17 protein-coding genes are annotated in these 23,256 nt (G+C 27.9%); 1 reads left to right on the top strand and 16 read right to left on the bottom strand.

The window, feature by feature from the left end; translation table 11 throughout:
• Window positions 1-17 precede the first annotated feature (17 nt).
• The 16 genes from QX51_RS03165 to QX51_RS03090 all read right to left on the bottom strand — a co-directional run bounded on the left by QX51_RS03165 (window position 18) and on the right by QX51_RS03090 (window position 21,986).
• Complete coding sequence (locus QX51_RS03165) at window positions 18-665, bottom strand: DUF3298 and DUF4163 domain-containing protein (protein WP_257560511.1); 648 nt, start codon at window positions 663-665, stop codon at window positions 18-20.
• Complete coding sequence (locus QX51_RS03160) at window positions 643-1,383, bottom strand: hypothetical protein (protein ID WP_039678460.1); 741 nt, start codon at window positions 1,381-1,383, stop codon at window positions 643-645. The genes QX51_RS03165 and QX51_RS03160 overlap by 23 nt, the downstream gene beginning before the upstream one ends.
• A gap of 106 nt (window positions 1,384-1,489) precedes the next feature.
• Window positions 1,490-5,743 (bottom strand): DUF445 family protein, encoded by a 4,254-nt coding sequence (locus QX51_RS03155; RefSeq protein ID WP_039678459.1) that lies wholly within the window; start codon window positions 5,741-5,743, stop codon window positions 1,490-1,492.
• 37 nt (window positions 5,744-5,780) lie between these two features.
• Entirely contained in the window at window positions 5,781-6,062 is a 282-nt protein-coding gene (locus QX51_RS03150; RefSeq protein ID WP_039678458.1) for an ArsR/SmtB family transcription factor, read from the bottom strand.
• A gap of 196 nt (window positions 6,063-6,258) precedes the next feature.
• Complete coding sequence (locus QX51_RS03145; protein ID WP_039678457.1) at window positions 6,259-7,413, bottom strand: M20 metallopeptidase family protein; 1,155 nt, start codon at window positions 7,411-7,413, stop codon at window positions 6,259-6,261.
• Window positions 7,414-7,431: 18 nt separating this feature from the next.
• Window positions 7,432-8,226, bottom strand: coding sequence for a Cof-type HAD-IIB family hydrolase (locus tag QX51_RS03140; RefSeq protein ID WP_039678456.1), 795 nt, complete (start codon window positions 8,224-8,226; stop codon window positions 7,432-7,434).
• A 157-nt stretch (window positions 8,227-8,383) separates the two neighbouring features.
• Window positions 8,384-9,856 (bottom strand): O-acetyl-ADP-ribose deacetylase, encoded by a 1,473-nt coding sequence (locus tag QX51_RS21545; RefSeq protein ID WP_074079472.1) that lies wholly within the window; start codon window positions 9,854-9,856, stop codon window positions 8,384-8,386.
• Between the two features lie 146 nt (window positions 9,857-10,002).
• A complete protein-coding gene (locus tag QX51_RS03130) occupies window positions 10,003-11,247 on the bottom strand; it encodes a CDP-glycerol glycerophosphotransferase family protein (RefSeq protein WP_052232855.1) in 1,245 nt (414 codons plus the stop codon).
• An 11-nt stretch (window positions 11,248-11,258) separates the two neighbouring features.
• On the bottom strand, window positions 11,259-11,654 hold the full coding sequence (gene tagD / locus QX51_RS03125) for a glycerol-3-phosphate cytidylyltransferase (protein ID WP_039678455.1): 396 nt from the start codon (window positions 11,652-11,654) through the stop codon (window positions 11,259-11,261).
• 28 nt (window positions 11,655-11,682) lie between these two features.
• Window positions 11,683-12,846, bottom strand: a complete 1,164-nt coding sequence (locus QX51_RS03120; protein ID WP_052232854.1) for a CDP-glycerol glycerophosphotransferase family protein — start codon at window positions 12,844-12,846, stop codon at window positions 11,683-11,685.
• Window positions 12,847-13,067: 221 nt separating this feature from the next.
• Window positions 13,068-13,949 (bottom strand): proline iminopeptidase, encoded by an 882-nt coding sequence (pepI, locus tag QX51_RS03115; RefSeq protein WP_039678454.1) that lies wholly within the window; start codon window positions 13,947-13,949, stop codon window positions 13,068-13,070.
• Window positions 13,950-14,339: 390 nt separating this feature from the next.
• Window positions 14,340-16,811 (bottom strand): glycoside hydrolase family 2 TIM barrel-domain containing protein, encoded by a 2,472-nt coding sequence (locus QX51_RS03110; RefSeq protein ID WP_052232853.1) that lies wholly within the window; start codon window positions 16,809-16,811, stop codon window positions 14,340-14,342.
• Between the two features lie 14 nt (window positions 16,812-16,825).
• Window positions 16,826-18,214: an MFS transporter gene (locus tag QX51_RS03105; protein ID WP_052232852.1), complete on the bottom strand. Its 1,389-nt coding sequence runs from the start codon at window positions 18,212-18,214 to the stop codon at window positions 16,826-16,828.
• 119 nt (window positions 18,215-18,333) lie between these two features.
• Entirely contained in the window at window positions 18,334-19,326 is a 993-nt protein-coding gene (locus QX51_RS03100) for an AraC family transcriptional regulator (RefSeq protein ID WP_161791893.1), read from the bottom strand.
• A 565-nt stretch (window positions 19,327-19,891) separates the two neighbouring features.
• Window positions 19,892-21,244 carry a 23S rRNA (uracil(1939)-C(5))-methyltransferase RlmD gene (gene rlmD, locus QX51_RS03095; protein ID WP_039678452.1) on the bottom strand — a complete coding sequence of 451 codons (1,353 nt, stop codon included), beginning with the start codon at window positions 21,242-21,244 and terminating at the stop codon, window positions 19,892-19,894.
• Window positions 21,245-21,263: 19 nt separating this feature from the next.
• Window positions 21,264-21,986 (bottom strand): pseudouridine synthase, encoded by a 723-nt coding sequence (locus tag QX51_RS03090; protein WP_039678451.1) that lies wholly within the window; start codon window positions 21,984-21,986, stop codon window positions 21,264-21,266.
• A gap of 198 nt (window positions 21,987-22,184) precedes the next feature.
• On the opposite strand from QX51_RS03090, the gene fba reads away from it, so the two are divergent.
• The gene (gene fba / locus QX51_RS03085; protein WP_039678450.1) at window positions 22,185-23,048 is read left to right on the top strand and encodes a class II fructose-1,6-bisphosphate aldolase; all 864 of its coding nucleotides are present in this window, start codon (window positions 22,185-22,187) and stop codon (window positions 23,046-23,048) included.
• Window positions 23,049-23,256 lie beyond the last annotated feature (208 nt).

The following is a 23,256-nucleotide window of genomic DNA, read 5'->3' as shown; positions in this document are numbered from 1 at the left end:
TCTTCTGATAGTATTTTTTATATAACCATATCTAGATAATCTTCTTTAATTTGTTTTTTTATATTTTCTATAATTATCGGAAATTCCGGAATTCCCGCAGCATAAGGTGCTATATCATATAAATCAAAATATATTACTATATTGTCATCTTCTAGATAGAATTTTTGATTTTCTTTTATTCCATAAAAATCATAAATCTTATCTAAGTCCTTATCCTTCTTGCCTAATTCTTTAATTTGTTTTTCTATTTCTTTATCTATAATTATCTTATAGTCTACTTCCGTTTTAAAAAGTTCCTTAAGCGATAAGTTATTTCCACTTCTTAAATCAATATTATATGGTACATATTCATAATAACCATGTGCGCCACCACTATATTTATAATATTTAACAAGAATACTAATTGCATTAGGCGTATTTTTTTTCACTTCAAAGGATGCATCGGCAACAAAATTGCTTTCATCTAATTCAAAATCCTCTAAAAAACTTTGTGCTTCTTTCAAGGAGTCCTCATAAAATTTCAAAATATCTTCTTTTATTTTTTGATTAACTTTATCATCTATTTGTGAGTTTCCACTATTTATAATAGGTATTTCAAGAGTACTTTTTAAATATTTATTTTGCTTTTTTAGTACCTCCTTATTAACAGAAGCTAAAAAAAAAATTATTAAATGCCTCTATTTTGTTCTTAAATACATCATAGGGTATTTTAAATTCATATTGGGTATCATCTTGACTTTGTTTATATGGATTAAAATAAATATTGATATATCTATCTTCTATATAATAATTTGTATTTTTATCAATATTCAAATTGCTATATAGTGGATGTTTTTCAGTTATTCCTTTTTGAATAGTTTCAGTTATAACTCTACTATAATCTTCATTTCCTTTTAAAAATTCATCTAAATAAACTCTTTCCCCACTCTTTAGATTAAAAACATAGCTATCCTTTTCTAATCTATAGTCTTTTTCTCCCCACGTTGTATTTTTTTCTATAATTATATTTATTATATTTTCATCTTCAAATACTACGTTATAACTAATATTTATAGCTCTTTTTTCACTATATGTATTCATTTTATTTATTTGTCTTTGAATATTAATATATTCTTTTATATTCTTTTTGATATAAGAATTAATACTTTTCTCAACATCTTTATTATCGTAGTGTATACTAGGTACTTTAAACTTAATTGTTAAGTTTTCATCATTAATTTCTGACTTCTCATCTGTAACTTTTACAACTTGTAATCCTTCTTGGATATTATTTTGTATCTTTGTCATCATAGATATAAAATCAACATTCCTTACTAAGGATAATAATAATAACCCTAGGGTTAAGAATAAAACCGGTTTTATAAAATTTTTTAAGTCCTTCATTAAAGTCCCTCCTAAATATAATTCCTTATTATATTTAGGAATTTTATAAATTTTATCCATTTATTTTACAAAAAAACTTATAGGCATTAACCTATAAGTTTTTTTTCTATTCTCTAAATAATTTATATTGAGATTCCTCAACTTTTGAATCAATTTTTTTTGTATATATTAAGTCTATTATAAATAATACTATTGATAAATACATATTTACTCCAAATATTAAACCAAAAGCTCCATAGATATAAAGTTTTATAAAGAAATCTCCTGCAAAAGATTTAAATAACTCATGGATTTCTTTAGGATGCATTTTATCTACTTCTTCTAATGTTATGCTTTGAAGGTCTAAACTTCTTAATATAGGTATTATATTTTTTTCTATTGTATTAAGTCCAGAAATTATAATATTATCCGACATATAAAGTTTAAACTCTTCTGAAATAAAACTTAACTTATCATCTAAGAATGTATCTATAATATACTCTACAACAACTCTATTCTTATCATTAAAGTCTTTATTTTCAAAAACTAAATTTAAAATATTATACATATCTGTATTCAAAATATCTTTATTCAACATAGAATCTAATTTTGTATCTCTTATTGATGAAATATAAGCACTTCTACATATTTGTAATACATGATAATTTAAAACTTCACTACTAGTAATTATTTCTAACAGGTTATCTACCATATATGTTACATCATCTTTATTTAGCTCCCATGATATCTCTACTAAATTAATAGAATAAAAATACTTCATTACTTTTTCTTCTATTAATCCACTTATAAGTTCATTAGTTGCCTCTTTATTATTATTTAAGTTATTAACAATATCATTTGAAACTGTATTAATTATTTCTTTATACTTACCATAAACTTGTTGTATATTAGTTACTCCAACTATTTCAGTTATATTTTCAACTTTTATTTCACAAATACTATTAATAATTAAATCTGATGTATTGTTCATATTTACTTTAAAATCTTCGTTTTGTTTCAATTCAAAAATTAACCTATCTAATAATAAACTTATATTAATTTCTGTATATTTTACCCCTAAGTCTTCAACCTTACTTGGGTATATCTCTCTTTCTAAATAGTTATATAAAATTGCAGATAATTTATCTTTATCTTCAACTATTAAATTCTCTATTTTATCATTAATTACAGTTCTAACAACATCCTTTACAAGCCCATCTCCATCTGCAAAATCATATGCCATTTTTACAAAGAAGTTAAGATTTTTTCTTACAATTTTTATTACCATAGAAGCTATTAAATCATTATTATCTTTCATATAACCTATTAATTTTTCACTAGCTATCTCTGTAATCTTATCTATATCATTATCCAGACTTTCTTTTACTCTGCCCTCAAATAACTCATCAAATCTCTTTTCTTCTGAAAATTCTTTACCTAAGTAATCTTGTAAATAATTATTTAATTGTTCTTTTAAGCTTAAAAGAACTATATTCATAAACTTATCTGTTTTAATGCTATTTTGTATATTTAAAAATGATTTTTCACTTATTATATCTTTTATAGATTTATCCATTAAATAGTTATAAGTTTTTTCATTTCTAAATATCATATTTTTTATAATATCCTCAATAGATGAATTTTCAATATTTTTATTTATATAATTATTAACATCTTTTTCTATTCTATTGTTAATAGTCTCAATTAACTCTTCTGGCAATACTTCTTGTAAAGACTTATTTGTTTTTAGCTTATCTTCTAAGTACTCTATTATCTTATTTTTCTGTTGATTTATATTCTCTATTAAGTCATTTGCTTTGTTGTTTATAAAATCTACTGATATGAATTTTCCACCTTCTATTTCTAAAAGTTTATTTCCAGCACCATTGCATATTTTATTATTATTTTTTTTCAATAATTTTAGTATGGTACCATATGTTTTTTTAGCTAAACTATTTTTTTTATTTCTAACAAAATCTAGCACTACGGCATAATTACTATCTTTTATAGTAGATATAATATTTATTTTAAAATTATCTTTTTGTGATTCAAAAGATTCTTCTACTCTATTTCCACTTAACAATTCGTTATCAATAAAATATGCCATTCCAGATGCAAAACTATTTTTATGAGAAGGTATATATCCTATTGAAAATACTTTAAATAGTGGTAACTTAGAAATAAATTTATTTTTTTCATAAGGACAGAAAATCATCCAAATAGCAATAACATTTGTCATGATACCTACTATACCCATAAGTATGCATGCAATTAGTGTATTAGTAAAACTGTTATAAAATCCATAAGCTCCATTAATATTCGTCATAGTAAAACCAAATATTAATCCTACAATAGTTCCTAGAAAAGCGCCGAACATTGATAATGGCTTTAATTGTTTTCCCATAAAACTTTGAGCTATATTACATATTTCTTCTTCATCTAATTTTATAAGATTATCATATATAAGCTTTTTTACTTTCCCATCTACTATGGTCGGTAAATTATTTTTTATATTTTCATATAATTTATTACTTACTTCTTCAGGTAAATCTTCTTTTCTATTTATTTTATCAAGTATATCTTTAACTTCATAAGATTTATATTTATCAACTTCTTTTTTGGTGAAATCTACAATTTTCTCAGTTATTAAAGTTACTATATTTTCTTCATTGTCTTTCAATATATCTTGTATTTTTACATTTTTAACATAATTACTTATTTCTTTATCAATACGTTTCTTATAGTTAGAATTATTTTGATTTAATATATTTACTATTTTATTAGGTAATATGGATGAAAGATCATCAACTTTTTCCTGATTAAATAAACCTTTAATTTTACTATTCAATAGTGATTCTATCTTATCATGGACTAAATTAAATATAGTTTTATCTAAATAAGATATAATCTTAGATTTGTTATTCATTATTAAATCATAAAGTTTAGGTTTAATATTTTTATTAAATAATTTATTTAAATCTTGATCTACTAATTTATTCAAAGTTTTTGAAGTTTGTCTCTCTAGGAGAAGTTTAGATAATTCTTTTCCTTCTATATTCCATTTATCTAAAATAAGACTAATTATTTTTTCTTCACTTATTAAATTATTTTTTTCTAATAAATTTACTAAATCTTTAATCTTAGTTTCTTCTAAAAACTTAATTATTTTAGAATATAGCTTGTAAGAATCTTCTTCACTTATTTCATATTCTTCTAAGAAGTTCACAATTTTATCTACTATTTGATTTTTAGAGGCAAAATCAACAAGCATTGAGTCCTTTACCTTTGAAATCATTGATTTTCTTAAGTCATCATCAATATTATCTATACTTTCTAATATTGAATCATCTATCATATTTTCTATTTTAATTTTATTATCACTTATCCATGATGATAAGTAAGGTATGGCTTTTTTTATTAAATTTATTATATACTCACTAGACATTCTTCCAAAATGAATTGGCAAGATTTCGAATACTGTTAAATCTATATCTTTTGCAGAAATAAATATTTCTTCAACTATATCTTCTAACCTTTCTTTACCATCTTCAGATTTTATTAACTCATCTAATTTTGTGTATATAATTAAGCTTAATTTATCAAATTCTTCTTCACTTAAAATATCATCTATACTTTTAGAGCCTATAGATTTTTGAAGATCTTTTAACAATGTTTTTATATCTATTAATGCTAACGTTTTATCTACCAGCGATTTTGTTTCCTTTTTACTTTCTAATAACTCATCAATAGAGTTCATTATTTCACAGCTAATAATTCGTGTTACTTTTTCTCCGCTTTCTTTACTTATTAATTGTCTTAAATATACTTCTCCTTGTTCTTCATATAAATCACTTAATAAATGTTTTAATTCATCATTAGAACCCACTGTATCAACAATTTCTTTATATGCATAGTCAACTATAAAGGATATTTGCTTTTCACTTAATAAGTTTTCTAATTTTACATATTCTCCAATATTACTTATTAATTTAGGAAGCGATTCTTTTAAAGTATCTGTTAACAATCTTTCTCCACTTATTAAGGTTTCATTCCATCCTGGTATTTCTTCTATTTTTTTATTTTCAAAAGCTTCATATAAAGATTCCTTGAAAAATTCTTTGCCAACGTCTTGCATGGCAATTTTAAAATCTTCTCCTAACACTTTATTTCTTAAAGTTTCTGAGTTTATTATATCTCTTTCTACTAAATCACTTATTTCTTCTATAAACTTCTCTTTATTTTTCTTTACTGCACCACCAATCTTCAATGGTGTATATTCTTTAAAAATCATATTAACAGCATATTTATTTGTAATATACCCTGCTACACCACCGGAAAAAGCCTGTAGTAATAGAAGCAATCCATTTTCTAATGTAATCATATTTACCACCTATCTGTCTTTTAATTTTTGATTTATATTAATTTATATAATTTTCTTTTAGCATTTGTAATATACTTTTAACCTTCTTATCCTTCACAAAATAGGTTATATTTAAACCATCCTTATTACTATCTAATAAATCATGTGCTTTTAATATGGACAAATGCTGAGATAATCCTGATTGAGTTATATTACTTAGTTTTTTATTTAAATCTCCTACTGTCATTGGTTTTTCTAACAAGTAATATAATATTAGCAATCTATTTTCATTAGCTAACACTTTTAATTGTCTAGCTAATCTTTTTGCCTTTTCTTCCATGTATTAAGTTTCCTTTCTATCTATATATGTTTATTATATTATTTCCACTATTAAATTTAAGTATATTAGCAATAACTAATATACTTAAATTTAATAATTATGTCAATATTTTACATAATTCTATAAATTTTATACCGATTTTAGAGCAATATATTTTCCTAATATAAAAAAACTATAAGATTTAATCTTATAGTTTTTACAAATTCAGTATCATATTATAAATTGTTCTTATTGAATAATAAAAAATATCTTCATTAAAATCGAATTTACTATTGTGTAAAGGATAGCTTTCTTCATTTTCTTTTTCAGCAAAAAATACAATTCTGACTCCTGGTATTAACTGAAAATAATAGGCTGCATTATCCCCTGCTAAATAAGTTTTTTTGCCTAAGATAAATCTGTCATTAAAGATTTCTTTTCCTATGGCTGATCCTAATTCAACTAAATGCTCATTGTTTATAATACTTGGTAAATGAGATTCCAAATTAACTTTTATTTCTGCTCCCGTATCCTTTGATAAAAGTACCATTTTTTCTTCTAGATAATTAATCAAGTATTTAAAAGTAATATCATCTATGGCCCTTAAAGTTCCTTCTAATCTAACTTTTTCTGCCATAATATTATTTTTAACCCCTCCATTTATCATACCTATGCCTAATATAAATGGAAATTTATCACTCAAACAATTATTCATTTCATCTATAATGTTTATTATTTTTCCGCTAACAGATATGGCATTTATACCTTTATCTGCATCCCCCCAATGAGAAGACTTACCTAAAATATCAATCGATACTCTTCCTATTGTAGCTGTAGATACATTTTCTTGAATTTCCATACCAATAGGTTGAGAATTTGCAAAATGAAAAATTATCATCTTATCTACTTTAGGATTTTCCAATACTTTTTCTTCAATTAATTTTTTAGCACCTTTACCAGTTTCTTCAGCTGGTTCAAAAATAAATTTTATATTACAATTTAACTTTTCTTTGTTTTCCTTTAAAATACAGGCCAACCCTAATACGGTTGCAACTATTCCATCATGACCGCAAGCATGCATTACTCCTTTATTTTTAGACTTGTATTCAAACGAGTTTTTTTCATCTATTGGAAGAGCATCAATTTCAGCTCTCAATGCTATGGTTGGATAGTTTAAATTATTAATTAAGGTTGCAACTACTCCCGTATCTCCAACTATTTTATTTTCAATACCTATATCATCTAAATATTTTCTTATAAACTTACAAGTATTATATTCCTTTTCACTAATTTCTGGATATTGATGTAAATATCTTCTTATTTCTATTACTTCTTCTATTAATGAATCATCTATTTCATTATATTCTTTCATTTATAAATTCTCCTCAATTTATAATTCAAAATATTCTTTTATGGCAAGTACTACTCCATCATCATCATTTGATTTAGCTTTATAATTACATATTTCCTTTAGCTGTGGATGTGCATTTTCCATAGCATAGCTATATTTACAGCTTTGCATCATTTCATAGTCATTTAAATAATCGCCAAATGCCATAGTTTCATCATAAGAAATATTGTAATTTTCTTGAAGAATCTTTATAGCTTCTCCTTTATTTACACCTGGGTTCATTAAGTCTACCCAATTATGCCCTGACAAACAGACCATTAGGTTTTCATTGTACTTTTGTAACAGCTCAAATGCATTTTTTTCTGCATCAACCTCATCAAAAACAGCTAATTTACAGATTTTATCTTTATCTAGTATATCCATCAAGTCTTCTACTATTTCTAACTTTGCATAGTACATTCTTGCATTTTCTAAAAAAACTTCATTATTATTTTCAACATATGCCGATTCTACCCCACATAAAATAGGATACATTCCTTCACCTTGTCTTACATCTTTTAAAGCTTTTTTAACTTCTGCCTTATTAATCTCATCCACATAAATAGACTGACCATTTTCATATACAATAGATCCATTATCACTAATATAAACAAGTTCTTCTTTTATATCTGCAAAGTTTTCAAGCAAATTAAAATACTGTCTCCCGCTTGCAATGGCAAATTTAACATCTTTTTCTTTTAGTTTTTTTACTAAATCAAATAAATATGGCGATAAATTTTTATTACTATCTAATAATGTACCATCCATATCTGCTGCAATTAATTTTACTGTCATATTTAATTCTCCCCCAAAATATTTTTTCTGTTATTATACCACTTAATTTTTAACTGCATTTCTTAAGTTAATATTTTTATAAATAAAAAGTTTGCTACGTTCATATCTTCACTATGAATATACTCACCATAACTTCAAATAATAATTTAACTCAAAATCAATCAAATATAAACATTAGCTCATAATATTTATCATAAATTTCCTTATTGAAACACACATAATATACCCTTTCAAGTTGTTGCAATGGGTATTTGTTTAGCATATTTCTGACTGCCTTACATGCTATAATACATGCTTTTTCATAAGGATATCCGTATACTCCTGTACTTATGGCTGGAAAAGCTATGGTTTTACAATTATTTTTTATAGCCTCTTCTATGGAGTTTATATAACAAGAATATAAAAGCTTGTCCTCATTTCTATTTCCTCCATGCCATATTGGCCCCACAGTATGAATAATATTTTTGCATGGAAGATTATAAGCTTTTGTTATTTTAGCCTCGCCTGTTTTACAACCATTTAAAGCTCTACACTCTTCCAAAAGTTTTGGACCTGCTGCCTTATGAATAGCCCCATCTACTCCGCCACCACCAAGAAGTGAATTGTTCGCAGCATTAACTATTGCATCAACTTTTAACTTAGTAATATCTTCATTTATAATTTCAACTCTTTCTCTTATTTTCTCTTCTTTAAAATCTATCTTATTTATTAATTCATATACTTCATTTTTTCCTCTTAGAATTTCAAACCATCGTTTCGGAATATTTTCAAATCCATATAAGACACCTGCTATCCCTCCAGTTACGGCCGCTGTTGTATCTGTATCATTACCAAAAGCTATAGCTTTTTTTATCGATTCTTCGTAAGAATTACTCTCCCTAATAACCTTAAAGCTACTCTTTAAACAGTCTATTACATATCCTGTACCACTTTCTTGTACTGCATTTTCTGGTAAGATATCATTTATTAATCTATCTAAATATTCTTTGTCATGTTCATATATTTCCTTTAACTTGCTTACACTTATTTCATAAGCCTTGTCAAAGTCATTTCCTTTTAAGATATACCTAATTATAAGAGAATATAATGCACAACATATTTGATTATTAACATGACCATGTGTGATTAATGACTGCGTTTGAGCATCTTCTACTAAGTCCTCATCAGTACCATCATGTAATAGCGGAATGCCTAGCACTCTCATTAAAGATCCGTTTCCTTGGCCTTTTTTTATAGTAAACCCACTTTCATAAGGTGATGTACCTGAGCTATATTTGATTAATGATTGCATAGTTTGACCACCTACATCAAATACATTATTATCTACAGCTAAGTGTCCCCACGTCCACCAATCCAGTAATTTATCTGCCAAATTTTTAATATTTAAGCTTTTACATTCTAAAAAACTTTCTAGCACACATAAAAATTGTGCTCCATCATCAGAATAAGTTCCAAAAGGAATGTCCTTATATGTTTTCTCAAATTTATTCGGTGGAATAATATCGATTTGCTCAAAAGGTGGAAGTTTGTCAGGTGGGTTAAATTCATAAGATACTCCCGTTGCATCTCCTATTAACAATCCCCATAATCCTCCCAATACTTTGTCCTTAGAATAATATAATTTATACATTTTCATACCTCCTATTACATGAGTTTTTCCATATATAGGTATATGATAACAGAAATTTATTCATTTATGTTTGATTTTAAACAAAATATAAACTCCTTACAATTAAAAAGGAATGTTTTCACATCCCTTTCCCTAAGTAAGTTTATTTATATAAATTCATTCAATACATCTTGACTACATGCTTTTCTATGCGGATTAAATCTATTATTGAATTTTTCATACTTTTCACCGTATACAAATTCCGTATTTAATTTTTTAATTTCCTTTAATAGATTAATTTCATCTTTTACTATTGGTCCTGGCAGTTCTTCCACTGATAAATAAAAATCTCTCATTTTATTTTTATATTCTTCAAAGTCATACATGTAGAAAATAATTGGTCTGCTTAAATTTGCATAATCAAAGAATACACTTGAATAATCTGTTATTAACATATCACTCACTACATACAAGTCATTTATATCATCATGATTTGATACATTTACTATAAATCCATTATATTTTTCAAAGTCAAAAGCATTACTAATAAAGTAATGAGCTCTAAATAAAATTACATATTCATCTCCTAATTCTTTCTGTAATATGTCAAAATTCAAGCCTAAATCATAAGTATATCCTACTCCAGGCTCATGTTGATTTTCCCTCCAAGTAGGGGCATATAATATAATTTTTTTACCTATTGGAATATTTAAGTTTTCTTTTATCCTCTTGCAATCATCTTCTGTAAACTCATAAAGAAAATCATTCCTTGGATATCCTCTTTCAATAAAAATATTATCTTTTCCTATTTCCTTTAATCCAAATGCTGATGTTATTTTTTCTTTGAAAAAATTTGATGGTGATACTAAATAACTATACCTTTCAGCATCTATTCTGTAATTATCATGTAAATCTTTTGTAGATATTTTAGTGCCTGTATAATTTTCAATATCTAACCCTAATTTTTTTAGCGGTGTTCCATGCCAACATTGGATATATACTTGATCTGGATGCTTTTTAATCTCATTTGGTATCCTTGAATTCGTTACCCAATATTTAGCTGAAGAGTAATATTTGTAATATTTTGCACCACGATATTTTACTAATATAGTATTTTCATCCTCTAATAAATATTCATATTCTTTAGGATTTTTAAAAGCCCAAACTTTAATAAAATCTTTATATCTCTCATCATTCAACATTGCCTTATAAAGTGATTTTGGACTACAACTAAATTGTCTACCCATATAAGACTCGAATATTATTAATTTATCATCAATAGGTCCTTTACCATAAAATTTTCTTAAATATTTTATCTTTTTCCTATAATTTAACATTTTAACGCATAACTGCTTTGTATAGGGATTAATACTTAATATTTTTATTATCATCTGCTTCATATATTCTAACATTATGCTATCTCCTATTTAACTCCTTGTAAATCATGTTTAATTTGAGTAGTTGATATTTCAGGTGTTCTTGGCAAATATACCACTTTGCAATATTCAGATAGGTAATCAAATTTTCCCTTCCAATCATCACCCATTACAAACGTATCCACCTTAAATTCTTTTATATCCTCTACTTTTTGACCCCAACTAGTCTCCGGTATAACAAGGTCTACATAGCGAATAGACTCTAACAGTCTCTTTCTCTCATCATAAGAAAAATAACATTTTTTATGTTTCTCATTCCAATTAAATTCATCACTTGATAATACAACTATCAGATAGTCTCCCAATTTTTTAGCTCTTTCTAATAGATTTACATGACCATAATGTAGTAAATCAAATGTTCCATAAGTAATTACTTTCTTCATATTAAATCCCCCTAATTTATTTAAAAGCTTACTTAATTTCTAAAATTCCTTTTACATTCATACATATTTCTTTTGAACATGGATATGAAATTTCATTAAATATATCATTTACTAATTCTCTATCTTCTTTATATAAATCCCTTCCTGCAAATATTTCATCCAAAACACCCATAAATTCATTCATTGTCTCTGGCTTATGCCCTGGTGTAACCTTATCATAATCAAAATTAAATCCCCTTTTTGATAAGTATTTCTCTTTGTCATAAGGCAAAAATATAATAGGCCTTTTAAGCAATAAAAAATCTATATAAATACTAGAGTAATCTGTAATTAAAATATTAAATACATTCAATATCCCCATAATATCGTCTATTTTATCATCTTCTAAAACTCTTATTCTTTTACCTAGATATTTTGATATATTGCTACTTTCATTCATATGTGTATGTATATAAATTAAAATATTATTGGTTTCTAAGAATTCTTCTAACTTATTTTTATCAAAGTCCTCAAAAGGAAATAAACAAGTTTCTTCATTATCTCTATATGTAGGAGCATATAATATTAATTTATTATATTTATCATTATATAAACTTAATGATTCTAAAATATCTTTATTTACATTCTTAAATATTACATCGTTTCTAGGTTGACCCCATACTTTTACTTTTCTTTCATCCACACCAAAACTATCCTTCATAATATTAATTAAATTTTTTGAAGTTGTTAGTATATATGAGTAATTCTTTGAGAATATTGTTTTAAAATATATTTTTTTTAATTTACTATAATTGTTTTCTAATAATGCAATTTTTTTTAAGGGAACTCCATGCCATAAATTTATGATTTGCCTATTGTTGTTAAATTTAGTTCCATATAAAGGAAGTCCTGCTGATGTGAACCAAACGCCTGCTGATAATACTGTCTTAATTCCTTCTAATGTTTTTGTTTCAATGAAAAATGATTCTCCATACTTTCTTTTTAATCTCTCTCGTTCATTATCATCATTTATCACATAGTATGGTGTTATATCCTTTTCATTTTCTAGTACATATATAAAAAGATATTTAGAGTTATAATTAAATTCTTCGTTATTTGTAGAAGAAAAAACCCAAACCTTATTATTTAATTTTTGATTAAATAAATGAGAAAAAATCATTGTTTTTGTAAAATTTACTAACTTATCTTTCATTATATCTATCTCATTTCATAATAATTAAAATTAACCATTTTATTCCATATTCTAACATATTTTTATTTGTTTATCAACATATGAGAATCCTAGGAGCTTTTCACCTTACCCTAAAATAAAAAGAGAGAGTAAATAAATATTATTTAATCTCTCTTTTTGTAATTATCTATTTTTTAATAGTTAAACTTAATATCTTCCATATTAAGTTTTATTATTACTTATTAATCATTAGCTTCTAACCATTCATTTAAAACTTTCATATATCTTTCATTTTCTTCTACAAAAGGCATATGTCTTGAGTATTGGAATAATTCCCATTTGCTATTAGGAATTCTATCATACATAGTTTTTGCAATATATGGTGAACACAAATCAATTGCTCCATTGGTTATTAAGCAAGGTTCCTCTATTTCATGTAATCTATCCGTGAATTCATATCCAGCTAGTGTTCCTGATGGAGAAAACTCATTATGTCCCCATCCTACAACATACGCTTCAGCTCCTGATTTCTTAGGTCTTCTTAAGCATTCTGGATCATTTTCAGTTACCTCGCCTGCACAATACATTTTCATAAATTTATCTAAAGCATCACTATATTCTTTACTAGAATAATCTCCTGTATTTACTGCATCAAGTAAAGCTTTTTGATCAGCTTCATCCATATATGATATTCTTCTTTTTTGCTCTGTTTCCCAAAGGCTTGCAGAAGAAAGAGTAGATGAAAGAATATATGACTTAATTCCTTTTGGTTTGTACTCAAGTGCATACCAAATAGCCTGCATTCCTCCCCAAGATTGTCCTAATAAATGAATTTCATCAAGCCCTAAATGTTCTCTTAATGCAATAAGTTCTTTTATCCAAGTATCAGCATTGAATAATTCAGGATGACCTTCCACAAATGAATTACCACAACCTATTTGATCATACATTATTACTTGTCTACCACTTTCAGCTATTTTGTCTAATACTTCAAAGTAGTTGTGTGTAGAGCCTGGCCCTCCATGAAGTAGTACTAATGGTTTTTTACCTTCTGTTGCTTCACCTACTACACGATAATAAGTTTTGAAACCTTCAAAAGGCATGTATCCTTCAGTTATTTTCATGTTTAATTCCCCCCCTATTTGTCATTAGAAACAAGAATTAGTTCCTAAGTAATACTGTTAAAAATTTAGCAGTTTTCTCTAGTATAACATTAAAATAAAAGGTTTTCATTATCATGTTACTATTAAATTTTATAGAGATATATAATTTTATTTTTCTATATTTCACAAAACATAATATAAAGTTTTAGATTCATATATGCAAATTTAGCATTCTTAATACAAATACCCTAAATCTTCCTACTAATCTTAAAGTTTTCATTCTCATAATTATTATATTACAAAGTATAATATTAAATTAATCTTCAATTTATATAAAATATGTTAAACCTATTCTAAATTTAACATAAAAAATGCAAACATGACACGCTATGTTTGCACTTTTTATATCTTTTATTGTGCTGTTAATACAAGTTCACAAGCTTCCAACTCTGGTGAAGTTGCACGAACCTTGATTTTTCCTGTTTGTTCCTCAGATTGAACGAGGGCAAGAATCAAACCTGAAAAAGCATGTCTACTTGATGCCTTATCATTCTCTCTACATCCTGGATCACCATTTCCAAGTCCCAATAAATAACCTGCCCCAGATACATCAAATGTTACATTATTTTCTGCATTTGGAACAATAATTCCATGCTCATCTACTATAGATACAGTTACACAGGCAACATCCATACCATCGCCGTGAATTACATTACGATCTGCTGTCATATGAATTGCTACAGGTTTTCCAGCAGTCCTTTGTATATCACGAGCTACTATTTCTCCTCCTCGATACCCAACTGCCAATAATTCACCCGGATGGTATTCAACGTCAAACTGAATCCAATCTTCTTCTAATGGTTTTCTTCCCAATGATTTACCGTTTAAGAACAGTTCTGCCTCATCACAATTTGTATATAAGCGAATTACTTTTATATCTCCTTCTTTATCCCATGTCCAGTGTGGCATAATGTGAAGTATTGGTGTTTCTTTCATTCGTGCCTGATAGTAGAAACAGTCATCTTTTGGGAAACCACAAGTATCCATGATTCCAAAATTTGAGCATACCTGATAATCTTTTAATGGTGTTGGCTCTCCACGATAGTCAAAACCTGTCCATATAAAGAACCCTCCCGTCTTTGGATTTTCCTCATAGAAATTCCAAGTTCTCCATGGTTTTGCAGTTCCTCCTGCATTTGGGCCGCCTTCTCCACCCATCATAACATAGCGAGTTCCATAGCTAGAACAATGTCCACGTTCCTTATTATCTTCATAAATACCCCTAGTTGTATACCAAGACGCACTTTCTGTACTAAGGAACTTCATACCTGGATATTCAGAAGATAATTTCTTTATCTGATTATCATTTAACGCCGATTCTGCATAATTCATTCCAAACACATCATAAAGTTCTAATCCATATTTTGCTGCCATTTCCCCAGAAAGAAAAGCTTCTGCAGATAAGAATAACCTACTATCATCTAAATTTTTTGCAAATGGTAACATTTTATCCAAAATTCGTAATGCCTGATAGCTTCCTGCAAAAATTTCTTCATTTGACATACTCCATGCAAAAACAGATGGATGATTTCTTGAACTTTTAATCAATTCTTCTAAATCTTCCATTCTATGCTTTGTTGTTTCGATAATACGATTTTCATTAATTACTAAAACACCTAAGCGATCACAAGCATCCAATAATTCTAAGGTTGCTGGATTATGCGAAGAACGAAATGCATTAAAACCAATTTCTTTAATTTTTTGAATCTTATAGTTCTGAATTGCATCTGGAATAGCAGCACCTACTCCTACAAAATCCTGATGGAAACAAGTTCCGTATAAAGGTGTCTGTACACCATTTAATAAAAGGCCTTGTTCTGTGTAGGCAATGCTTCGGATACCAAATGTAGTGTTATAATTATCAACTAACTCCCCTGATACAAAAATTTCAGTAGTAGCTGTATAAAGACATGGATTACTACAATCCCATAAGAAAACATCCTTTAGATTCAAATAACTCTTTAATGTCTCTTTCCCGTAGATTGGAAGATTTCCTTCTGTTTCTACAATTCCAACTTCTTTTCCTGTTGGATCAGTAATCACGGTACGTACTGTATATTTAGCTTCTTCAAAAGTTTCATTACAAACAGTAGTTTCTATTTCAAGATTTGCATTTTTACCCTCTACTATTGGCTTTACAAATACACCCCAACGATCCACATGAATATTTTCATAAGTTGTCAGCCATGTATGACGATAAATACCACCGCCTTCATACCACCATCCTTCACTTCCATTTGTAGTATCACAACGAACCAAGATAACGTTATCCCCTTCTTCATCACCATACTTAGTAAGTTCTGTTACATCAAATTGAAATCCAGTATATCCTGAATAATGATCTCCAATAAAACAACCATTATACCAGAAAGATGCATTACGCATTACACCATCAAATTCTAATACTATACGTTTTCCTAGTAAACTTTTCGATACTTTAAATGCTTTTCTATAATATGCAATACCATCAGGAATATATCCTTGTGCCCAGTTTGTCGCATCATCTGATACACCAATCTCTACACGGAAGTCATGTGGTAAGTTTACCTTTTTCCAATCCTTTGCCGATTTAGCCTTTTCAGGAAGATTTCCCATTAACATATTAGCAGCATCGACATTTTCCTTTGCATCGTCACCTGCAGGTAGAATATCTTGCAAAGCTCTTATCATGTTGCCAGCTCCTGCAAATGGTTCAAACAATTCACCATCTACCGCATTTGTAATACCAGCAATTATTCCACTTTTAGCATATGTTTTTGCCAGTGGACCTACTTCATCAATTATATATGTCCAATCCCTATCAAAGTTTTGTTTATTTCTCATATAGTCACTCCTTTTTACTGTCTTGCTTGTTTTCTACGTTCTTCTAACTCTTTCACAATTTCTGCATGTCTTTTATCTGTAAATTTATTAAATAGCATTGGAATAATTCCAAGTAAACCTACTACCGCACAGAATAAAGTAAATGCTCCATGAATCATCATCTGTGTTTCGTGTGTCTGCACCTGATTTGGTACATAGTTTGCAATTTGTAAAACAAGTCCTGTAACACCAACACTTAATGCCATTCCAATTTTTGCTGTTAAAGTTTGTGTGGAGCTGATTAAACCTTCCTGACGATTTCCAAATTTCCACTCAGCATACTCAATTGTATTTGTAAGCATAGTTGCAGAAACTACTGATGAAATTCCAAGTGGAATACTTGTTAATGCATACAAGAACATTGTAAGTGGAATATTACTAAATCCTGCAAAGAAGAAGATAACGTCTACTACAATTCCAAAAATTCTAGAACCAATAAATACAGTTTTCGAATCAAATCTTTTCGTAAATATTGGTGCAATTGCAAGACCTAAAATCATACCTGGTAAAAATAATACACTAAAAATTGGTATTAAATTAAAATCACCAACACAGTACTGTACATAGTAGATTACCATACCCTGTTTTAACATTGTCCCAGTATTTCCAAGTAAACCACAAGCAAGTAATAATAATAGTGGTTTATTTCGAACAATTGCCCTTACAGAACTCTTAAAACCAATTTTCTGATTTGCTATTGGCTGTACATGTTCCCTAATATTCGCAAATCCAATCAGATAAAAGCTTGCTCCAACAAGACCAATTGCTAGTGCAGTCATCATATAACCTTTTTTCATATCTCCTTGACCAAATGCATTAATCAAAGGTACTGCGATAACACCAAGAACTGTTGTTGCTACTGTTGTTGACATACGAGAAAAACTAATAATTCTAGAGCGTTTCTGTACATCTGCAGACATTGCAGCTGGCATAGTCCAATATGGAACATCTACTGCTGTAAATGCCATACTCATCATAACATAAGTAATGCTTGCGTATACGATCTTAGCTACAGGTGATAAGTCTGGTGAACTAAAATTTAGTACTAAAAAAATTACAATAATCGGTGACATGAATAAAAGCCATGGTCTATATCTTCCCCATTTGGTTCTAGTGTGGTCAGCAATAGATCCCATCATAGGGTCATTAAATCCATCCCATACTCTTGTCAGTAACATAATAATGCCTGCTGCTCCTGCTGAAATACCGAAAATATCTGTATAAAAGACAAGCATATAGCTACTCCATAATCCAAAAATAAGATTTTGTCCAAAACCTGCAATGGCATGACCAAACATCTCACGACCTTTTACTTCTCCTTCATACACTTGAGACATATTTACATTTTTTCCTATTATTTGCATGTCTTCCCCCCTTGTATAGTACAATCAATTTCTAATATTAATCTTACTACACATATTGTGAGAAAAATACTGTTGTAAACACGACATATTATATATTCTTATATCATATTCAGACCTGTTTATCTATGCATTTTTCTATATTCACTTGGTAGCACACCAAATTCTTTTTTAAAAAGTTCATAAAAATAACTATGATTTTTAAAACCAACCTTATCAATAATAGCTGAAATACTCATATTACCCTCGCGCAATAGCCTTTTTGTTTCATTTAGTGCAACCTTTTGACAATACTGTGTAATATTAAGCCCCGTATATTTTTTTACGATTCGATTCAAGTAATCCCCACTATAATTTAATTTTGTAGAAATCTCCTGTCTGGAACACTTTCCTGGGTTTTCTTCAATAAAATCTTTAATCCGTGTGAAAAGTATTTCTTCTACAGTAGAATCTAAGGAAACATATAAAAGCTGATACTTATTTTTATCTTGTAAAATATTAAAGACCCTTTCTACTAAACCGTGAAAAATAAATAAGTACCCTGGATTCTTCTCCTCTAATTCTTTTGTCATTTTTTCAAATAAATAACATGTACACTTAATAACCTCTTCATTTTGAAACGCATTTAAAAACAAATAATCTTTCTTATAAGTAGCTTTTTCTTGCAAGTTAGAGTTCAGAAATCGGTAAATCATACCTGAAGAATTACTTGTCATCTCTATTAACCTTCTAACATATTCTTTTGACAAGCATAAATAAACTACAGAAAAATCCTTTCCTGATATTTCACAATGCTTTGTATTACGATTGATAAAACAAGCCTGTCCTTTTTTATATATGTAAGTGCTATTTTCAATTTTTTGTTCCACACTTCCCTCTAGCACATACATTAATTCAAAATAATCATGTTGATGCATTTGAATTCCCCATTCACTTGGAAAAATCATTTTTCCATCCACCTGTTCTTTACATTGTGTTTTTTGCCTAGCAGTAAATCGTTCTCCTTCACTTATTCCTCCAAAAGAAATGTTTTGTTTTTCTTCATATTGGTTACCTGACATAATATTAATAGCAAACGGCACGTTCATATATCTCATACGGTCTGTTCTTTTCATCTGTAACCTTTCTTCCCTACTGGCATTTGATGTAATTTTAATTTGATCGTTTAACGTATACCATGGAAATATAAACATTTCATTCGACACTCCTCTCCAAATCTTCTTTTATTTGTGGTTATAGACTTCTACTTTATTCCTACTCTTTTTTCACATTATATCATATTTGTCGCTTGTGATTATACCTCACTGTATCAAGACATTCTACAAAACTTTACAATTATTATGTTTCTAGTATAAGCACTAAATCATATTTTAATTTTATTATCATGAGCTATAGTAAAATATCCAACTTTCTAAAGTTAAATTAGAGTTTAATTAATAAAAAGTGTCGATTTCTAAGTCTTAAAATAACCAAACCTTCATTACAATTACCCTAAAATTTGATTAAAATGTAAGTACAGGGATTAATCAATATATTGATTAATCCCTGTACTTACATTACTTCTAATTATATTTATTTTGTCTTCCATTTTATCAGTTCTATTCCTTAAATTTAATCATATTTTAACAGATTATAATTAAAGTTTATTAGAGATAATTAGACTTTAATTGATAAATACAATTATTTATTTAATTTTACTATAGTTTCGCAATGTGGTGTATTTGGGAACATATCCATACATTTAACTTTTTCCACTTTATATCCATAAGCTTCAAATCCTTTTATATCTAAAACTAAAGTCTTAGGATTACATGAAATATAAACTATTTCATTAGCACCAAATCCACTTATATCTCTTATTGCATCTTTATGAACGCCTGGTCTTGGTGGGTCAACTATTATTAAGTCTGGCTTTTCAGATAGGTTCTTAACTACTTTAGCCACGTCTCCTGCTATAAATTCACAGTTATCAAGCCCATTTAATTTAGTATTTTCATTTGCAGCTACAACAGCTTCTTCTATTATTTCTATACCATAAACTTGTTTCGCAGCACTTGCCATAACTTGTCCTATAGTTCCCGTTCCACTGTATAAGTCAAATAATACTTTTCCTTCATGATCTCCCACAAATTCTCTAGCTATGTTGTATAATTTTTCAGCACCTTTAGTGTTTGTTTGGAAGAATGAGAATGGAGATATTTTAAATCTAAGTCCTAAAACTACTTCTTCTATATAGTCTCTTCCATGTAAAATTCTTAACTCATCACAATTAACTGCATCAGCAAGTCCATCATTTATAGTGTGTAATATACTTACCACTTCTGCTTTTGTTCCAAGGTTTAATATCATATCTTTATACTCACTCATATCAAAATCTTCTTGAGTAGTTGTTACTATATTAACCATTAATTCATTAGTATTTACACCTTTTCTAACAACTAAATTTCTCAAATAACCTTGATGAGAATTTATTCTATAATAAGGAAGATTTTTTCCTACAAAATACTCAACTGTAGAACTTAATACTTTTATAAAGTCTTCATCTACTAATCTACAATCATCAACAGTTATGATATCTAGATGTCTTCCTTTTTTATGCATTCCTAAAGTAAGAGGTCCACCTTTTACTTCATCTCCAAAAGTATACTCCATTTTATTTCTATATAATCTTTCTACTGGACTTCCTTCTATTCCTAAAAATTCAAATCCTTCTATTCCTTGCTCTTCAAATAATTTTAAAACTTGTTCTGATTTTATTTCTAATTGTTTTTCATAAGGAACAGATAATATAGAACATCCTCCACATTGTCCAAAGTGCTTACATACTGGAGAAGTTTCTAGTGGTGAATTTTCTAATACTTCAAGTAGTTTTACTTCAGCCTTTTCACTTCTTGCTTTTTTAACAATAGCTTTTACTTTTTGACCTGTAATTCCGCCCTTCATTTTTATTTTTCTTTTTCCTATTAAAGTTGAAGACTCTCCTCCAAACTCCATAGAGCCTACTTCAAATTCAATTACATCTTTTCTTTTCACTATAATTTCCTCCACTATCTTATCTTTCTTCTATTAATTTAACTTCTTTATCAGTTAATTCTCTATATTCACCTAGACTTAATGTTTCATCTAGAATTAATTTACCCATAGACAGTCTTTTCAAGTATACTACTTTTTTGCCCACACTCTCAAACATTCTTTTTACTTGGTGGAATTTTCCTTCATGTATAGTAAGTTCTATTTCTGATACGTCCCCACTTTCTATAATTTTAAGTTGAGAAGGCATAGTTTCATATCCATCATCTAAAGTAACACCTTTTTCAAATGCTTTCACATCTTCTTGTGTTACTATTCCCTCTATTTTTGCATAATATGTTTTAGGAACATGTTTCTTAGGTGACAATACTCTATGAGCCAGTTGACCGTCATTAGTTAAAACTAAAAGACCTTCTGTATCCTTATCTAACCTTCCAACTGGAAATGGTTCAAATGTTAAGTAGGATGGATCTATTAGATCTAAAACTATTGGATCTCTTTTATCAAAAGTTGCTGATAAATATCCATCTGGTTTATTCATCATTATATAAACAAATTCTCTATATCGTACTACTTCATTATTAAATTCTATTTTATCAATATCTGTATCAACTTGCGTCCCAGGATTGGATATCACTTTATCATTTACCTTAACTAATCCTTTTTTACAGTACATTTTCAATTCTGCTCTACTTCCATATCCTAAATTAGACAGAACTTTATCTACTCTTAATTTTTTTGCCATTATATTTACCTCCTTAAGAAGCATTTTTATTTAAATAATTTATTTTCATATAAAATAACATAATCACTATTATATATTATAATTTAAGTTTTTGCTTATTATAATTTACCCTATACTCTTTTTTATTTTAGTTATATAATATAAATGATGGGTAGGTTTTATAAATTTTAAACTTAATTAAAATTTGGAGGTTTAAATATGTTAGTTTCTGCAAGAGAAATGCTAATTAAAGCAAGAGAAGGAAAATACGCAGTAGGTCAATTCAATATAAATAACTTAGAATGGACAAAAGCAATATTATTGACTGCTCAAGAAAACAATTCACCTGTTATACTTGGAGTATCTGAAGGTGCTGGAAAATACATGGGTGGATATGATACAGTAGTAGGAATGGTAAATGGATTAATAAAAGGATTAAATATAACTGTTCCAGTTGCTCTTCATTTAGATCACGGTTCTTATGAAGGAGTATTAAAAACTATAGAAGCTGGATTCTCTTCAGTAATGTTTGATGGATCTCATTATCCATTTGATGAGAATGTTGCTAAAACTAAAGAATTAGTTGAGTTAGCTCACTCAAAAGGTATATCTATAGAAGCTGAAGTTGGTTCAATAGGTGGAGAAGAAGACGGTGTTGTAGGTGCTGGTGAAATAGCTGACCCTCAAGAATGTAAAGCTATATCTGACTTAGGAATAGACTTCTTAGCTGCTGGTATAGGTAATATACATGGTCAATATCCTTCTAACTGGGCTGGATTAAACTTCGAAGCATTAGGAAAAATAAACGATGCTACAGGAGATATGCCATTAGTATTACATGGAGGAACTGGTATACCAGAAGATATGATAAAAGAAGCTATATCTTTAGGTGTTGCTAAAATCAATGTTAATACTGAATGCCAATTAGTATTTGCTGAAGCTACTCGTAAATACATAGAAGAAGGAAAAGATTTACAAGGTAAAGGATTTGACCCTCGTAAATTATTAGCTCCAGGCGTTGATGCTATAAAAGCATGCGTTAAAGAAAAAATGGAATTATTCGGTTCTATAAACCAAGCATAATTTTAATAGTTTAATTTAGAAATCTTAAAAGATAGAAGTAATTTTTTATTACATCTATCTTTTTTATATTAATAAATAATCAATTTATTAACATTGTATATATATACACACAATTAATTTATTTCTTCATTTAAACTATTTTGTCACTTTTTATTTATTATACTTCATATTTTTATATGAATTTTTATATAATATGATAATTATCGAC

Origin of the sequence: Terrisporobacter othiniensis (assembly GCF_000808015.1) — a bacterium.
In the GTDB taxonomy this organism is placed as follows: domain Bacteria; phylum Bacillota; class Clostridia; order Peptostreptococcales; family Peptostreptococcaceae; genus Terrisporobacter; species Terrisporobacter muris.
The sequence above is the reverse complement of the archived record's forward strand: the minus strand, read 5'-3'. Positions and strand labels throughout refer to the sequence as shown.

Bases quoted from the DNA above. Each gene is read 5' to 3' on its own strand.
- QX51_RS03100 (WP_161791893.1), bottom strand. From the start codon at position 19,326: ATGAAAAGAACAGACCGTATGAGATATATGAACGTGCCGTTTGCTATT.
- QX51_RS03130 (WP_052232855.1), bottom strand. From the start codon at position 11,247: ATGTTAGAATATATGAAGCAGATGATAATAAAAATATTAAGTATTAAT.
- pepI (WP_039678454.1), bottom strand. From the start codon at position 13,949: ATGAAAATAACTGAAGGATACATGCCTTTTGAAGGTTTCAAAACTTAT.
- QX51_RS21545 (WP_074079472.1), bottom strand. From the start codon at position 9,856: ATGTATAAATTATATTATTCTAAGGACAAAGTATTGGGAGGATTATGG.
- QX51_RS03090 (WP_039678451.1), bottom strand. From the start codon at position 21,986: ATGGCAAAAAAATTAAGAGTAGATAAAGTTCTGTCTAATTTAGGATAT.
- QX51_RS03110 (WP_052232853.1), bottom strand. From the start codon at position 16,811: ATGAGAAATAAACAAAACTTTGATAGGGATTGGACATATATAATTGAT.
- QX51_RS03120 (WP_052232854.1), bottom strand. From the start codon at position 12,846: ATGAAAGATAAGTTAGTAAATTTTACAAAAACAATGATTTTTTCTCAT.
- QX51_RS03160 (WP_039678460.1), bottom strand. From the start codon at position 1,383: ATGAAGGACTTAAAAAATTTTATAAAACCGGTTTTATTCTTAACCCTA.
- QX51_RS03145 (WP_039678457.1), bottom strand. From the start codon at position 7,413: ATGAAAGAATATAATGAAATAGATGATTCATTAATAGAAGAAGTAATA.
- tagD (WP_039678455.1), bottom strand. From the start codon at position 11,654: ATGAAGAAAGTAATTACTTATGGAACATTTGATTTACTACATTATGGT.
- QX51_RS03105 (WP_052232852.1), bottom strand. From the start codon at position 18,214: ATGCAAATAATAGGAAAAAATGTAAATATGTCTCAAGTGTATGAAGGA.
- fba (WP_039678450.1), top strand. From the start codon at position 22,185: ATGTTAGTTTCTGCAAGAGAAATGCTAATTAAAGCAAGAGAAGGAAAA.
- QX51_RS03140 (WP_039678456.1), bottom strand. From the start codon at position 8,226: ATGACAGTAAAATTAATTGCAGCAGATATGGATGGTACATTATTAGAT.
- QX51_RS03155 (WP_039678459.1), bottom strand. From the start codon at position 5,743: ATGATTACATTAGAAAATGGATTGCTTCTATTACTACAGGCTTTTTCC.
- QX51_RS03150 (WP_039678458.1), bottom strand. From the start codon at position 6,062: ATGGAAGAAAAGGCAAAAAGATTAGCTAGACAATTAAAAGTGTTAGCT.